This window comes from Streptomyces sp. NPDC058653, assembly GCF_042716895.1.
Lineage (GTDB): Bacteria > Actinomycetota > Actinomycetes > Streptomycetales > Streptomycetaceae > Streptomyces.
Genome location: NZ_JBHXRM010000065.1, coordinates 20205 through 34482, shown reverse-complemented (window position 1 = coordinate 34482; position 14278 = coordinate 20205). Strand labels below are relative to the sequence as shown.

Annotated in this window: 16 protein-coding genes; 5 read left to right on the top strand and 11 right to left on the bottom strand. The window is 70.9% G+C overall.

Annotated elements, in window-relative coordinates:
• Window positions 1-91: 91 nt before the first annotated feature.
• The 3 genes from recG to ACFWU9_RS34350 all read right to left on the bottom strand — a co-directional run bounded on the left by recG (window position 92) and on the right by ACFWU9_RS34350 (window position 4701).
• A complete protein-coding gene (gene recG / locus ACFWU9_RS34360; protein WP_384325000.1) occupies window positions 92-2302 on the bottom strand; it encodes an ATP-dependent DNA helicase RecG in 2211 nt (736 codons plus the stop codon).
• Between the two features lie 154 nt (window positions 2303-2456).
• Window positions 2457-2792, bottom strand: coding sequence for a cupin (locus ACFWU9_RS34355; RefSeq protein ID WP_384324999.1), 336 nt, complete (start codon window positions 2790-2792; stop codon window positions 2457-2459).
• Window positions 2793-2964: 172 nt separating this feature from the next.
• Entirely contained in the window at window positions 2965-4701 is a 1737-nt protein-coding gene (locus ACFWU9_RS34350; protein ID WP_384324998.1) for a DAK2 domain-containing protein, read from the bottom strand.
• A gap of 258 nt (window positions 4702-4959) precedes the next feature.
• On the opposite strand from ACFWU9_RS34350, the gene rpmB reads away from it, so the two are divergent.
• Window positions 4960-5145: a 50S ribosomal protein L28 gene (gene rpmB, locus ACFWU9_RS34345; protein WP_003957616.1), complete on the top strand. Its 186-nt coding sequence runs from the start codon at window positions 4960-4962 to the stop codon at window positions 5143-5145.
• A gap of 204 nt (window positions 5146-5349) precedes the next feature.
• Here the strand turns inward: rpmB and thiD are convergent, their stop codons facing one another.
• Entirely contained in the window at window positions 5350-6186 is an 837-nt protein-coding gene (gene thiD, locus ACFWU9_RS34340) for a bifunctional hydroxymethylpyrimidine kinase/phosphomethylpyrimidine kinase (RefSeq protein ID WP_384324997.1), read from the bottom strand.
• Window positions 6187-6270: 84 nt separating this feature from the next.
• A complete protein-coding gene (locus tag ACFWU9_RS34335) occupies window positions 6271-7227 on the bottom strand; it encodes a thiamine-phosphate kinase (RefSeq protein ID WP_189105242.1) in 957 nt (318 codons plus the stop codon).
• 262 nt (window positions 7228-7489) lie between these two features.
• Here ACFWU9_RS34335 and ACFWU9_RS34330 point away from each other — a divergent pair, with 262 nt between their 5' ends.
• Window positions 7490-7723 carry an Lrp/AsnC family transcriptional regulator gene (locus tag ACFWU9_RS34330; protein WP_384324996.1) on the top strand — a complete coding sequence of 78 codons (234 nt, stop codon included), beginning with the start codon at window positions 7490-7492 and terminating at the stop codon, window positions 7721-7723.
• Window positions 7724-7743: 20 nt separating this feature from the next.
• Entirely contained in the window at window positions 7744-8229 is a 486-nt protein-coding gene (locus tag ACFWU9_RS34325; RefSeq protein ID WP_384324995.1) for a DUF3515 domain-containing protein, read from the top strand.
• Between the two features lie 61 nt (window positions 8230-8290).
• Here the strand turns inward: ACFWU9_RS34325 and ACFWU9_RS34320 are convergent, their stop codons facing one another.
• Genes ACFWU9_RS34320 through ACFWU9_RS34310 form a run of 3 tightly spaced genes read right to left on the bottom strand, consistent with a single transcriptional unit; the run spans window position 8291 to window position 11233 of the window.
• Complete coding sequence (locus tag ACFWU9_RS34320) at window positions 8291-9448, bottom strand: D-alanine--D-alanine ligase family protein (RefSeq protein WP_384324994.1); 1158 nt, start codon at window positions 9446-9448, stop codon at window positions 8291-8293.
• Window positions 9449-9482: 34 nt separating this feature from the next.
• Entirely contained in the window at window positions 9483-10484 is a 1002-nt protein-coding gene (locus ACFWU9_RS34315; protein ID WP_384324993.1) for an NAD(P)H-dependent glycerol-3-phosphate dehydrogenase, read from the bottom strand.
• On the bottom strand, window positions 10481-11233 hold the full coding sequence (locus ACFWU9_RS34310; RefSeq protein WP_384324992.1) for a lysophospholipid acyltransferase family protein: 753 nt from the start codon (window positions 11231-11233) through the stop codon (window positions 10481-10483). Before ACFWU9_RS34310 ends, ACFWU9_RS34315 begins: the two co-directional genes overlap by 4 nt.
• A 187-nt stretch (window positions 11234-11420) precedes the next feature.
• Between ACFWU9_RS34310 and cofC the strand changes: the two genes are divergently transcribed.
• Window positions 11421-12239: a 2-phospho-L-lactate guanylyltransferase gene (cofC, locus tag ACFWU9_RS34305; protein ID WP_384325001.1), complete on the top strand. Its 819-nt coding sequence runs from the start codon at window positions 11421-11423 to the stop codon at window positions 12237-12239.
• A 17-nt stretch (window positions 12240-12256) separates the two neighbouring features.
• Window positions 12257-12457: a hypothetical protein gene (locus ACFWU9_RS34300; RefSeq protein ID WP_329381023.1), complete on the top strand. Its 201-nt coding sequence runs from the start codon at window positions 12257-12259 to the stop codon at window positions 12455-12457.
• An 80-nt stretch (window positions 12458-12537) separates the two neighbouring features.
• Here ACFWU9_RS34300 and ACFWU9_RS34295 read toward each other — a convergent pair whose 3' ends face one another.
• The 3 genes from ACFWU9_RS34295 to leuD all read right to left on the bottom strand — a co-directional run bounded on the left by ACFWU9_RS34295 (window position 12538) and on the right by leuD (window position 14277).
• Window positions 12538-13194: an HU family DNA-binding protein gene (locus tag ACFWU9_RS34295; RefSeq protein ID WP_384324991.1), complete on the bottom strand. Its 657-nt coding sequence runs from the start codon at window positions 13192-13194 to the stop codon at window positions 12538-12540.
• 142 nt (window positions 13195-13336) lie between these two features.
• On the bottom strand, window positions 13337-13564 hold the full coding sequence (locus ACFWU9_RS34290; protein ID WP_384324990.1) for a hypothetical protein: 228 nt from the start codon (window positions 13562-13564) through the stop codon (window positions 13337-13339).
• 104 nt (window positions 13565-13668) lie between these two features.
• Window positions 13669-14277: a 3-isopropylmalate dehydratase small subunit gene (gene leuD / locus ACFWU9_RS34285; protein WP_384324989.1), complete on the bottom strand. Its 609-nt coding sequence runs from the start codon at window positions 14275-14277 to the stop codon at window positions 13669-13671.
• Window position 14278 lies beyond the last annotated feature (1 nt).

Below are 14278 nucleotides of genomic sequence, written 5' to 3'. Positions count from 1 at the left end.
CCCAATCCCTTGGCCATAGCCACAACCCTACTCAGGGGCTGGACTGGCCTTGCCGCACGCTTTCAGGCGGCTCAGACCATAAAGAACAAGCTCAGCCCTTGTCGAGATACTGCTCCCGTTCCGTGTCCAGCAGGGCGTCCAGGGCCGTACGCAGCTCCGGGAAGGTGACGAGCTCCGGGTCCTCGGCGACCACGGCCACTGCCTCCTCCCTGGCGGCGGCGATGACCTCCTCGTCGTCGATGACGGTGAGCATCCGCAGCGAGGAACGGACGCCGGACTGGGCCTGGCCGAGGACATCGCCCTCGCGGCGCTGTTCGAGGTCGATACGGGAGAGCTCGAAGCCGTCGAGGGTGGAGGCGACCGCGCCGAGACGGGCACGCGCGGGGCTCGCCTCCGGCATCTCCGAGACCAGCAGGCAGAGGCCCGGGGCGGAGCCCCGGCCGACCCGGCCGCGCAGCTGGTGCAGCTGCGAGACACCGAACCGGTCCGCGTCCATGATCACCATCGCCGTGGCGTTGGGGACGTTGACGCCGACCTCGATGACCGTGGTCGCGACCAGGACGTCCACCTCGCCCGCGGTGAAGCGGCGCATCACGTCGTCCTTGTCGTCCGGCTGCATACGGCCGTGCAGCACCTCGACACGGAGGCCGGCCAGCGGCCCCGCGGTGAGCTGCTTCGCGATGTCCACGACGGCCAGCGGCGGACGCTTGTCGCCCTCCGCCTCGGCCGCCGTCGGGGCGGCCTTCTTCGCCGCGGCCTTCTTCTTCGGCTCGTCCTCGCCGTCGCCGATCCGGGGGCAGACGACGTACGCCTGGTGCCCCTTGCCGACCTCCTCGCGCACCCGCTCCCAGGCGCGGGCCAGGAAGTGCGGCTTGTCCTGGGCCGGGACGACATGGGTGGCGATCGGCGAGCGCCCTGCGGGCAGTTGGTCCAGGACGGACGTCTCCAGGTCGCCGAAGACGGTCATCGCGACCGTACGAGGGATGGGCGTCGCCGTCATGACCAGCAGATGCGGGGGCTGCTTGCCCTTGGAGCGCAGCGCGTCGCGCTGCTCGACCCCGAAACGGTGCTGTTCGTCCACGACGACCAGACCCAGGTCGTGGAACTGCACCTTGTCCTCGATCAGCGCGTGCGTGCCGATCACGATCCCCGCCTCGCCCGTGACCAGGTCCAGCAGCGCGTGCCGCCGCGCCGCCGCTCCCATGGAGCCGGTGAGCAGCACCACCTTCGTGGCCGTCTCGGCGCCGCCCAGCATGCCTCCCTCGGCGAGCTCGCCCATCATCTCGGTGATCGAACGGTGGTGCTGCTGGGCGAGCACCTCGGTCGGCGCGAGCATCGCCGCCTGGCCGCCCGCGTCCACGACCGTGAGCATCGCACGCAGCGCCACCATCGTCTTGCCGGAGCCGACCTCGCCCTGAAGGAGGCGGTGCATCGGGTGCTCGGTCGCCAGGTCGTCGAAGATCTCGCGTGTGACCTTCGACTGGCCGTCGGTGAGGGTGAAGGGCAGCTTGGCGTCGAAGGCGTCGAGCAGGCCCCCTGCCACCGGTCTCCGTGCCACCGCCGGGAGCCCGGCGTCCGCGTGCCGGCGCCGCGCGAGGGCGACCTGGAGCACGAAGGCCTCGTCCCACTTGAGCCGGTCCCTGGCCTCGGCCACGTCGGCCTTGCTGTCGGGCCGGTGGATCTTCAACAGCGCTTCGGGGAGGGTGACGAAGCCGCGTCCCTCGCGGAGCGACGGCGGCAGCGGGTCGACGGCCTCGGTGATCCTCGGCAGCACCGCGTCGACGGCCTTGGTGATCTTCCAGGACTCCAGGCCCTTGCAGGCCGGGTAGATTGGGATCAGCTTGCCCGCGAAGTCGTCCGCGGCCTCGTCGCCGCTGTCCCTGCCGAGGGGCACATACGTGGGATGGGCGAGCTGGAGCTTGCGGTTGAACATCGAGACCTTGCCCGCGAACATGCCCCGGCTGCCGGGCAGCAGGTCCTTGTGCGGCTTGTGGATACCCCGGCCGAAGAAGACCAGTTGGAGCCGGCCGCTGCCGTCGGTGAGGGTGATCTCCAGCCGCTGGCCCCGGCCGCCGTTGAACTTCAGGACGCGGGAGTCGGCGACCTGGGCGACGACCGTGACGTCCTCGTCCAGCGGGAGGTCGGCGAGACGGGTGAGCTGGCCCCGCTCCTCGTACCGCCTCGGATAGTGGTGCAGCAGATCACCGACCGTGTGCAGATCGAGCTGCTCGGCCATCACCTTCGCGGTGGCGGGACCGAGTGTCTTCTTGAGTGATTCATCCAGCGCGGACACACGATCCATTGCACACCACATCACTGACATCCGTCGCGTACCTGTGGACAACCCCAGGTCGGAGGCGGGTCAGACGGGTGGGACGGCTTTCGGTGAGCGGGGCAGGGGTGCGGGGCGGGTCCGGCCGGGCGCGCGGGGCGGGTCCGCGCGGGCCGGAGCCGGTTCAGCTGTCGGTACGCCGTACCTCGGTGACCGCGGTGAGCAGGACGGCGCAGTCCTCCAGGGCCTTCAGGCCGTGGCGCTCGTGCGGGATCGGTCCCACCTGTCCGGCGATCATGTCCTGGTCGCCGGACTTCTTCGTCAGCCGTACGCGGCCGTGCAGTACCTGAAGGCTGGCCGCCGGGGGCGCGTTGTGCTCGTGGAGGGCCGAGCCGGAGGTGAGCGCGATGACCGTCTGCCGCAGTGGTCCGTCGTGCAGGAAGAGGTGCGCGCTGCGGCCGTGGGCGCTGGCGCGCGCGTCGTCGAGCTGGTTGCGGGCGATCAGAGTCAGGTCGTCCATCGGTGGGCCTCTCACCTCGGGCGTTGCGCGCGTCTGTCATGAGCCGCTTACCCACCATCGTCACAGGTACCGCGCCCCGTGCAAGCCGTGGCCGGGTCGCACATACGCACGTACGGCCACGCCCCGGTGCCTCGCGCTCGTCGCCTCTCGCCTGTCGCCTGTCGCCTGTCGCCTACTCGACGCCGATCAGCAACGGCACCGACTGGCGGCCACCTCGGTAGACCACCGTGTCCACGGCCAGGTGTCCGTCCCGTACGTAGCCCTCCAGCCGCTCGGCGAGGGTGTCCGGCACGTCCTCGCCGAGTACGAGGGTGACCAGTTCGCCTCCCGCCGACAGCATCCGGTTCAGGACGGCCTCGGCGGTGGAGGCGAGTTCGGCGCCGATCACCGCGACGTCGCCGTCGATCAGCCCCAGCAGATCGCCGGCCTGGCAGATGCCCGCCGTGGTCCAGGACTGCCGCTCGGCGACGGCCAGTTCGGCGTAGCGAGTGGCGCCGGCCGCCGAGGTCATGGCCACCACGTCCTCGTCGAAGCGGCGGTCGGGCTCGTGCACGGCGAGCGCGGCGATGCCCTGTACGGCCGCCCTGGTCGGGATGAGGGCGACCCGGATGCCTTCGGCGCGGGCCTGTTCGACGGCAGCGGCGGCGGTGTGGCGCAGCTCCGTGTCGTTCGGCAGGAGGACCACCTCGTGCGCGTGGGCGCGCCGGATGGCGTCGACCAGCTCGCCACTGGCCAGGGGCTCCCCGGGGCGTGCGAGCACCGTCGTGGCCCCGGCCTCGGCACAGAGGCCGGCGAGGCCCTCGCCGGGGACCACGGCCACCACCGCGCGCTGTGCCCGCTCCCGTCGGTGCCCGTCGGCGGCGCCGAAGTGCGTGATGCGGATCCGGTACGGGCGTCCCGCCTCGACACCGGCCTCCACGGCGGCGCCCGCGTCGTCGACGTGCACGTGAACGTTCCAGAGCCCGTCGCCGCCGACGACGACGAGGGAGTCGCCGAGGGCGTCGAGGCGGCGACGGAGCCGGGTGATGCCCGCCTCGTCGGTCTCCAGGAGGTAGATCACCTCGAAGGCGGGACCGACGGGGCCCTCGTCGGCGTCGCAGGGCTCCACGACGGCAGGCAGTTCGTGGGGGCGGGGCCCGGGTACGGCGAGGGACGGGGCGTCGCCGGTGACGGCCTCCACGAGCGCGGCCAGGACGACGAGCAGGCCCCGTCCCCCGGCGTCGACGACCCCCGCGCGGCCGAGGACGGCCAGCTGCCCGGGGGTGGCGTCGAGCGCGACGCGGGCCCCGGCGTACGCGGCGTGGGCTGCCGCCCCGTCGCCGTACGCGGCACCGTCACCGCCCGCCCCGTCGGTGCGCACCGCGCCGTCCGCGCCCGCCCCGTGGGGCGTCGTGCGCTCCGCGGCGGCTGCCGCGGCGGAGGCCACCGTGAGGATCGTGCCCTCGACCGGGTGCGCGACGGCCTCGCGTGCCAGCCGTGCCGCTCTGCGCAGCGCCCGGGCCAGGCGATCGCCGCCGCCCTCCGGCACCGCGGCTGCCCCGTCCGTGGCCCCGTCCGGGGTCGCCTCCGGGCCCTCTTCCCCGGTCTCGCCCAGCACCTCGGCCATGCCGCGCAGCAACTGCGCCAGGATCGTCCCCGAGTTGCCCCGTGCGCCGATCAGCGCCCCGTGCGCCATCGCCCTTACGGTGTCGGGCAGATCCGGTACGGACGCTCCCGTCGCGTGCGCGTCGAAGACGGCCTCGACGGCCTGCGCGGCGGACTCCACCGTCAGGTAAAGGTTGGTGCCGGTGTCCCCGTCGGCGACCGGATAGACGTTGATCGCGTCGATCTCCTCGCGGTCCCGGCCCAGGGCGTCCAGCGCCAGCGAGCACCAGGTACGCACCGCTGTGGCGTCGAGGGTGTGCGGCACCTGGGGGTCCTCCTTGGCGGGCCTGAGCTGCGAACTGCACCGCAGAGTAGTCCGCCCGCACCGTAGTGGCAGGTGGGAAGGGGGGCGGGACGAGGATGGGTCCGGACATGGTAGTTTCGTTCAACCGGATCGGGCGTTGTATGCTCCTCCGGTTGCCCGGCGAGAGTCGGGCCTCCTCCCCGGCGCAGCCGACATCGGTCAACGATTCTGCCGCGCCGGAATTCACCGTAAGTGCATCTGAAGTCTTTGGAGTGACCCGTGGCTGCCAACTGCGACGTCTGCGGCAAGGGGCCGGGCTTCGGCAACAACATTTCGCACTCGCACCGCCGTACGTCCCGTCGCTGGAACCCGAACATCCAGCGCGTGCGTGCCGTGGTCGGTCGGACGCCGAAGCGGCTCAACGTCTGCACATCGTGCATCAAGGCCGGCAAGGTCTCGCGCTGACGTTCTCGTCGTGGCGCAGCCCCTGCGGTTGCCTTGAAAGCCGGTCCACCTCGGTGGACCGGCTTTTTGTCGTGCCCGACCGCCGCACCGTGCCCGACTCCCCCGCCGTACCCGGCCACCCCGCCGTACCCGACTACGCCGTCGTCCCCAACTCCCGCACCGTGTTCCGGTAGTTGACCCGCCGCGCGGGACCCGGGCCGGCCGTCAGCGGAAGCGCCAGGCATGGTCCACGGGGCCGATGCCACCACCCAGCGCAAAGCCCGCGGCGATCGCGCCCGTCACGTACTCCTTCGCGGCGACGATCGCCTCCAGAACCCCCTGCCCCGTCCCCAGTCCGGCCGCGATCGCCGAGGCGAGCGTGCAGCCGGTCCCGTGCGTGTGCCGGTTGTCGTGGCGCGGCGCGCGCAGCCAGTGCTCCTCGCCGCCGTCCGTCAGCAGATCCACGGCGTCCCCCGGCAGATGCCCGCCCTTGATCAGCACCCAGCGCGGCCCGAAGGCGAGCACGGCGTCCGCAGCGCGCCGCATCTCGTCCTCGTCCCCCACCCGCAGACCGGTCAGCTGGGTCACCTCGTCGAGATTGGGGGTGGCGACGGTCGCCGTCGGCAGCAGCCTCTTCCGTACGGAGTCGAGTGCCGATGCCGCGAGCAGCGGGTCCCCGTGCTTGGAGACGCCCACCGGATCGACGACCACGGGGGCGTCGGTCCCGGCGAGGAGTTCGGCGACGGTCTCCACCAGCGCCGCCGACGAGAGCATGCCGGTCTTGACGGCCTGGACGCCGATGTCGTCCACGACGCTGCGGTACTGGGCCCGTACCGCTTCCACGGGCAGTTCCCAAGCGCCTTGCACGCCGCGCGAGTTCTGCGCCGTGACGGCGGTGAGCACGCTCATGCCGTGCACACCGAACGCCAGCATGGTCTTGAGGTCTGCCTGGATGCCCGCGCCGCCGCCGGAGTCGGACCCGGCGACGGTGAGAACGCGGGCAGGGGCACGGCCCGCCCCCGTTGGTACGGAGGGCACGGCGGGCTCAGGGGGTATGGGCATGCCCCCGAATCTACTGGGCCGACCCCGGCCCCTGTCCGACGGATCTTCGCGGGCCGGAGCCCGGCACGATCCCCCGGACACGCCCTAGTCCCCGAAGTGGTCCCAGCCGCCCTTGCTCGTCCAGGGCGCCCCGTCGACCGTCACCTGCGGCAGCGCCGACGGATTGAGGACCTCGCCGATCACCTTCCATCTGGCCGGCAGCTTGGCGTCCGGCGGGAACGTCGCGACGATCGCGTGGTCCTCTCCCCCGGTCAGCACCCACTGGAGCGGATCCACGCCCACGGCCTGCCCGATGTCGTTCATCTGCGACGGGATGTCGATGAGCCCCGAGCGCAGATCGATACGGACCTTGCTCGCCTCCGCGATGTGCCCGAGGTCGGCGACGAGGCCGTCGCTCACGTCCGTCATCGCCGTGGCACCGAGTCCCGCGGCCGCCGGCCCCGCGTGGTACGGCGGTTCGGGCCGACGGTGCGCCTCCACGAAGGCACGGGGTGACCTGAATCCGCGCGACAGCACCGCGTGCCCGGCGGCGGACCAGCCCAACCATCCGGTGTACGCGACGACATCGCCCGGCTGGGCGCCCGATCTGGTCACCGGCTCGTGGTTGCGCAGATCGCCGAGCGCGGTGATCGCGAGGGTGATCGTCTCGCCCCGTACGACGTCGCCGCCGACCACCGCGGCGCCCGCGACCTGGCACTCGTCGCGGATGCCGTCCATCAGCTCGGTGGGCCAGGTGACGGGGAGTTCGGCGGGGACGACCAGGCCGAGCAGCAGCGCGGTCGGCACCGCCCCCATCGCCGCGATGTCGGCGAGATTCTGTGCGGCGGCCTTCCTGCCCACGTCGTACGCGGTCGACCAGTCGCGGCGGAAGTGCCGCCCCTCCAGCAGGAGGTCCGTACTCGCCACGACCCTGCGGTCGGGTGCGGCCACCACCGCGGCGTCGTCGCCCGGCCCGAGCCGGACCGCCGGGGTGGTGGTGAGCCGGGAAGTGAGCTCCCTGATGAGTCCGAACTCCCCCAACTCGCCCACGGTGCCCTTCACCGAGTCCCACCTCTCGTCGTGCGGCCGGCAGATCCGGCCGGCCTGCTTGTCCGGCCGGGATTCCGGCCCCCGCGTCGGCCGGGCGCGCGCGGTCGCGGACCGCCGTCGCTTTCGCCCTGTTCGACGCGTACGTCAACTTCACCGCTCCGTGCGTCACGCCGCCGGTGCCGCCGTACGCGCAGGTCTCCCCGCGGCACTGGGTGACGCGATACCGTGGCGTCCCTTCTCCCCACAAGATCCTCGTGGCCGCCCTGGAGGTTCCGTGGTACAGGCGTACATCCTTATTCAGACCGAGGTGGGCAAGGCGACCATGGTCGCCGAGACCATCGCCAAGATCCCTGGAGTGATACATGCCGAGGATGTCACCGGGCCCTACGACGTGATCGTGCGCGCCCAGTCCGACACGGTGGACGACCTCGGCCGGATGGTGGTCGCCAAAGTCCAGCAAGTGGACGGCATCACCCGCACCCTGACCTGCCCGGTCGTGCACCTGTAGCCCCCGTCTACGCTTGGCCGGTGACCCTTCCGCTGCGCAGGCTATCCGGCCCCCGACTCGCCCGCCTGCCCGCCGTCCTCGTGCTCGCCGTGACAGTCGGCTGCTCCTCCACGGACGCCCCGGCATCGGTCCCGGTTCCCAGCCCCCCGGCGGAGGAGGCGGCGTTCTGCCGCGCACTGGACAAGGAGCTGCCGAAAACCGTCGACGGGCACGACCGGAGTGATCCGGGGCCGGATTCCGTGCTGACCGCCGGGTGGGGAGACGCCGCGATCCTACTGCGCTGCGGCGTCCCTCGACCCGAGCGGATGAGCGACCCCCAGGCGAAGGGGGTGGAGGTGGACGGCGTCAACTGGATGCTGGAGGAGCGGGATTCGGGGCCCCGGTTCACCACCACGTACCGCAAGACGTACGTCGAGGTCACACTCGGCGAGCGGTATCTGCACGACATCGGTCCGCTCTCGGACTTCGCGGCGCCGGTCGCCGAGACCGTGCCGCCCAGCCTGTAGGGCGGGGTCTGTACGGACGTACGTCCTCCGAGGAGGCCGCCGCGACGTCGCCGGGAGCGCCTCAGCGCAGTCCGGTCGGACGCCGCAGCGCCGCCTGGATCAGCCGGTCGATCAGCTCCGCGTAGCCGACGCCGCTCTCCTGCCACATCCGCGGGTACATCGAGATCGGTGTGAAGCCCGGCATGGTGTTGATCTCGTTGATGACGAACCCGCCGTCCTCCGTGAGGAAGAAGTCCGCGCGGACGAGTCCCTCGCAGGACACCGCGTCGTACGCCTCGACGGCGAGCCGCTGGACCTCCGCCGTCTGCGCCTCGTCGAGAGGCGCGGGCACGAGGCCGGCGGCGGCGTCGATGTACTTGGCCTCGAAGTCGTAGAACTCGTGCGACGTGACGGGCGGGATCTCGGCGGGCACGCTCGCGCGCGGCCCGTCCTCGAACTCCAGCACCCCGCACTCGATCTCCCGGCCCACCAGCAGCGACTCGACCAGGATCTTCGGGTCGTGCCGCTGTGCCTCCTCGATCGCCTCCTCCAGGCCTTCGAGGGCGTCGACCTTGGTGATGCCCATGGACGACCCGGCGCGCGCGGGCTTCACGAAGACCGGCCAGCCGTGCTCGGCGGCGAAGTCCACGATCCTCTTGCGGGCCCCGGCCGGATCACGCTGCCAGTCGCGCGGGCGGATCACCTCGTACGGCCCGACGGGCAGCCCGTACGAGCGGAACACCCGCTTCATGTACTCCTTGTCCTGGCCGACGGCGGAGGCCAGGACCCCCGCGCCGACGTACGGGACGCCGGAGAGTTCCAACAGCCCCTGGAGGGTGCCGTCCTCGCCGTAGGGGCCGTGCAGCACCGGGAAGACGACGTCGACCTCGCCGAGCGCCTTCGGCACCGACCCCTGCTCGCTGTAGACGACCTCGCGGTTGCCCGGGTCGACGGAGAGGACGACGCCGCCCTCCGTGGACTCGGCCAGGTCCTCCACGCTCGGCAGCCGGCGGTCGGCGATGCCCATGCGGTCGGGTTCGTCGGCGGTGAGCGCCCAGCGACCGTCGGGGGTGATACCGATCGGGAGCACGTCGTACTTCGTACGGTCGATGGACCGCAGTACGGCGCCCGCCGTGACCACCGAGATGGCGTGCTCGGAGCTCCGGCCGCCGAAGACGACCGCCACACGCGGCTTGCGGAGCTGCTGCTCAGGGCTCTGGGGGAGGTTCTCGCTGCTCATATCGCGATGAGGTTACCTGCTGACCGTCCCGGAGTCAGCGGCGTTCGGGCTTGGCGCTGCGCGCCATCAGCTCCTTCACCGCGACGAGCGGGGGCTTCCCCTCGTGAACAATGCTCACGACCGTTTCCGTGATCGGCATGTCGACATCGTGGCGCCGGGCCAGATCGAGCACCGACTGACAGGACTTGACGCCCTCCGCGGTCTGCGTGCTCGCCGCGATCGTCTCCTCCAGCGTCATGCCCCGCCCCAGGTTCGTACCGAAGGTGTGGTTGCGCGAGAGGGGTGAGGAACACGTCGCGATCAGATCGCCCATTCCGGCGAGTCCGGAGAAGGTGTGCGGGTCGGCGCCCATCGCCAGCCCCAGGCGGGTGGTCTCCGCGAGGCCACGTGTCATCAGCGACGCCTTGGTGTTGTCGCCGAGCCCCATGCCGTCGGCGATGCCGACGGCGAGGCCGATGACGTTCTTGACCGCGCCGCCGAGTTCGCAGCCGACCACGTCGGTGTTGGTGTACGGGCGGAAGTACGGCGTGTGGCAGGCGGTCTGGAGCCGGGTGGCGACGGCCTCGTCGGTGCACGCCACGACGGCGGCGGCGGGCTGCCTGGCGGCGATCTCCCCGGCGAGGTTGGGGCCGGTCAGTACGGCGACCCGGTCGGCGGGGGCCTGGGCCACCTCGCCGATCACCTCGCTCATGCGCTTCGCGGTGCCCAGTTCGACGCCCTTCATCAGGGAGACGAGAACGGTGTCCCGGGGCAGCGCCGACGACCAGGCGGCGAGATTCGCGCGCAGCGTCTGCGAGGGGATGGTGATGACGGTGAACTCGGCGTCCCTGGCGGCCTCCGCCGGGTCGGTCGTGGCCCGTACCGAGGAGGGCAGTTCGGCGCCCGGCAGATACTCCGGGTTGGTGCGGGTGTTGTTGACAGCGTCGACGACCTCGGGTCGGCGCGCCCAGAGAGTCACCTCGCATCCCGCGTCGGCGAGAATCATGGCGAACGCCGTTCCCCACGATCCCGTCCCGAAGACCGCGACGCGCGTCACTGCAACCCCTCTTCCGCGGCCTTGCGCCGCTCCTCTTCCAGAACCTTGCGGTGGTCGTACGGTGCGGCGGGCACCGGTTCGCCGCGTACCTCGGCGAGCAGTTCGGTGATGGAGGCCATGATGACCTCGGTGACCTCACGGAGGATCTCGGGCGTCGGCTCCATGCCGTGGAAACGGGAGAGGTCGATCGGCGGGCCGGCCTTCACACGCAGCGTCGGGCGCGTGAGGAAGCGGGCCTTCTCCACCTTGCGATAGGGCGGAACCACCAGATTGGCGCCCCACTGCGCGACGGGAATGACCGGCGCCTTCGTAAGGAGGGCGACGCGCGCCGCACCGGTCTTGCCGGTCATCGGCCACATCTCCGGGTCGCGCGTGAGGGTGCCTTCGGGATAGAAGGCGACGCATTCCCCGCGCTCGATGGCGTTCACGGCGGCCCGGAATGCGTCCAGGGCGTTGGAGCTCTCGCGATAGACGGGAATCTGTCCGGTGCCGCGGAGCATCATGCCGACGAAAGGCACGTCGAAGAGTCCGGCCTTGGCGAGCAGTCGCGGCACTCGGCCGCTGTTGTACTGGAAGTGTCCGTAGGAGAGTGGATCCAGGGCCGAGTTGTGGTTCACGACGGTGATGAATCCGCCGTGCGCCGGAATGTGTTCCATCCCCCGCCAGTCCCGCTTGAACAGAACGACCAACGGCGGTTTGGCGATGACCGCTGCCAGGCGGTACCAGAAGCCGATTCTGGGGCGGGACACTCGGACACCTTTCTCTGTGGCCTGGCTTGGGCCGGCCCTGGCTGCCGGGGTTCGTGTGTCGCCCCGGCCCTCTGCCCTGTCGAGAACACCGTACGCCCCGGCCCGTGGAGCGGACCTGCGGGCTCCGTTCCCCATTTCGGCGGCACGGTGGCCCCTCCGCCGCGCCGTGCGGCGCGATCGGGCCACAATAGAGTGCCGAACGCGGAAGGACGGAGAGCTCGCCACGAACACCGACCCGACGGCCGCCTGGTCCCTGGTGGTCCCGCTCAAACCGCTCGGGGTGGCCAAGAGCAGGCTCGCCGTGTCGGCGGGCGAGCTGTCACGGCCCCAGTTGGCGCTGGCGTTCGCCCAGGACACCGTGGCGGCGGCGCTGGCCTGCTTCGTCGTGCGCGACGTGCTGGTCGTCACCGACGATCCGCTGGCCGCGGCCGAACTGACGGCCCTGGGCGCCCGCGCCGTTCCCGACAGCCCGGCCGCGGGGCTCAACGCGGCGCTGGCACACGGCGCGCGGGCGGTCAGGGCGCTCAGGCCGCAGGCAGACGTGGCGGCTCTCAACGCCGATCTGCCGGCACTGCGGCCGGCCGAGCTGGCGCGGGTGCTGAGCGCCGCCGGGGATTTTCCGCGCGCATTTCTCGCGGACGCCGCCGAAATCGGGACCACTTTGCTGGCCGCGCGTGCCGGATCGGAATTGAATCCGGCATTCGGCGGGGCTTCACGGCGCCGGCATTTGTCCACGGGCGCGGTGGAAATTGTCCTGGCCGGGGTGGATTCCGTACGGCGGGATGTCGATACCGGAGAGGATCTGCTGGCCGCCGCGGCTCTGGGGCTGGGCCCGTACACGGCGCGACGTCACGCGGCGCCCGCGCCCTCGTCGGCAGCCGCGTCGGCACCGACACCGACACCCGCACCGGACGGCCCGGCCGAGGGCGGGGCGCCGGACGGGGCAGCGGGCGGGGCCCCGGGCTGCGTCCCTGGCCCCGTCTCCGGGGCGCGGCCGGGATGCTGACCGATACGCTGGCGGGCATGCAGGCGACCGCGTACACCTTCGAATCCGAGACCCGCAGCGGCAGTGTGCTGCTCGACGACGGGACCCCGGTGGAATTCGACGCCGCGGCGTTCGACGCGGGAGGCCTGCGGCTGCTGCGGCCGGGCCAGCGGGTCCGTATCGAACGCGAGGGCGGTAACAGCGGGAACATCACCCTCGTGACGCTCCAGACGTTCTGAGGGGCGTCACAACGCCGCGGGCCGGGCTCCCCGAGGGGAGCCCGGCCCGGCGCGTGAGTGGCCCTACGATCCTGTGCCGCTTACTTGTTCCTCGCGGTGGTCTTCTTGGCGGTCGTCGTGCGCGAGGTGGCCTTTCGGGCAGGCGCCTTCTTGGCGGTGGCCTTCTTGGCCGGCGCGGTCTTCTTCGCGGTGGCCTTCTTGGCCGCGCTCGTCTTCTTGGCGGCCGTCTTCTTGGCGGTCGTGGTCTTCTTCGTCGCCGACTTCTTGGCGGCCGAGGTCTTCTTGGCCGCCCTCTTGGCGGTGCCGCCGACCGCGGTCTTCCTGGCGGCGGCCTTCTTCGCCGTCGCCTTCTTGGCGGTGGCCTTCTTGGCCGCGGCCTTCGCGGTCGTACGGGTGGAAGAACCGCCCGAGAGGCTGCCCTTGGGCGCCTTCTTGACGGCCACGTCGTTCTTGGGGAGCTTCTTCGAGCCGCTCACCAGGTCCTTGAAGCCCTGTCCCGCGCGGAACCGCGGCACCGACGTCTTCTTGACCCTGACCCGCTCACCCGTCTGCGGGTTACGCGCGTAACGGGCCGGGCGGTCGACCTTCTCGAACGAACCGAAGCCGGTGACGGAGACCCGCTCACCCGCGACGACGGCGCGGACAACAGCGTCCAGGACCGCGTCGACGGCGTCGGCCGCCTGCTGGCGACCTCCGACCTTGTCCGCAATTGCTTCTACGAGCTGCGCCTTGTTCACGTCTTCCCCTTCGGAGACATTGCCAGAACGAAAGTGTTCAAGCTTTTCCGCACGTTAGGCAGATATATACCGCAAATCAAACACGAAACGGGCTAATCACCCTAGTGCCGCAACGAAGTCGACCCCGCGGAGTTCCGCGGCTTCAGTCGCCTTGCGGGAATCGACCCTCGTCGAGGTCCTTCATCAAACGGTCCAGACGACGTGCCGCGTCTAAGAGATCGTGTTTGGCCACGGCCGTGATGACCAGCAGCTTCCGGGTCAGCGCCATCCGTACGCCCTCCGGGACTTGCAGTGCGCGCACCCTTGTGTGCGCTTCCTTGAGTCGGTCCGCGACCACTCCGTAAAGCTCGAGTTGACTGTCGCGTTCCATGCACCGATTGTGCCATCTGGGGCGAGTTGTCGCCCGACGGGGTCTCAACAAGGCACTGCGCCCCCTACCGGTGGGCAGGGGGCGCAGATGGGTAAAAGCGCTGATCAGACGGCAATTGTGCGGGGTTTGAAGGACGGTCGGGAGGCCTCGTACGCGACGATGTCCGCTTCGTTCTTCAGGGTGAGACCGATGTCGTCGAGACCGTTCAGCAGGCGCCAGCGCGCATTCTCGTCAAGCTCGAAATCGGCCGTCACCGTCGCGCCGTCGGGGCCCTCCGCGCGTACCTGACGCGCTTCGAGATCCACCGTGACGGTCGCGCTCGGATGGGTCTCCGTCAGCTCCCAGAGGTGGTCGACGACGCGCTGCTCCAGAACGACCGTCAGCAGACCGTTCTTGAGGGAGTTGCCGCGGAAGATGTCGGCGAAGCGGGAGGAGATGACGGCGCGGAAACCGAAGTTCTGCAGCGCCCACACGGCGTGTTCGCGTGACGAGCCGGTGCCGAAGTCGGGTCCGGCGACCAGCACCGAGGCGCCCTGCCGCTCGGGCCGGTTGAGAACGAACTCCGGGTCCTTGCGCCAAGCCTCGAAGAGCCCGTCCTCGAAGCCGTCGCGCGTGACCTTCTTCAGCCAGTGCGCCGGAATGATCTGGTCGGTGTCGACGTTGCCGCGGCGCAGCGGGACGGCCCGGCCGGTGTGTGTGGTGAAAGCGTCCATG

Bases quoted from the DNA above. Each gene is read 5' to 3' on its own strand.
- ACFWU9_RS34320 (WP_384324994.1), bottom strand. From the start codon at position 9,448: ATGAGCAGCGAGAACCTCCCCCAGAGCCCTGAGCAGCAGCTCCGCAAG.
- recG (WP_384325000.1), bottom strand. From the start codon at position 2,302: ATGGATCGTGTGTCCGCGCTGGATGAATCACTCAAGAAGACACTCGGT.
- ACFWU9_RS34300 (WP_329381023.1), top strand. From the start codon at position 12,257: ATGCAGGCGACCGCGTACACCTTCGAATCCGAGACCCGCAGCGGCAGT.
- leuD (WP_384324989.1), bottom strand. From the start codon at position 14,277: ATGGACGCTTTCACCACACACACCGGCCGGGCCGTCCCGCTGCGCCGC.
- thiD (WP_384324997.1), bottom strand. From the start codon at position 6,186: ATGCCCATACCCCCTGAGCCCGCCGTGCCCTCCGTACCAACGGGGGCG.
- ACFWU9_RS34355 (WP_384324999.1), bottom strand. From the start codon at position 2,792: ATGGACGACCTGACTCTGATCGCCCGCAACCAGCTCGACGACGCGCGC.
- ACFWU9_RS34290 (WP_384324990.1), bottom strand. From the start codon at position 13,564: ATGGAACGCGACAGTCAACTCGAGCTTTACGGAGTGGTCGCGGACCGA.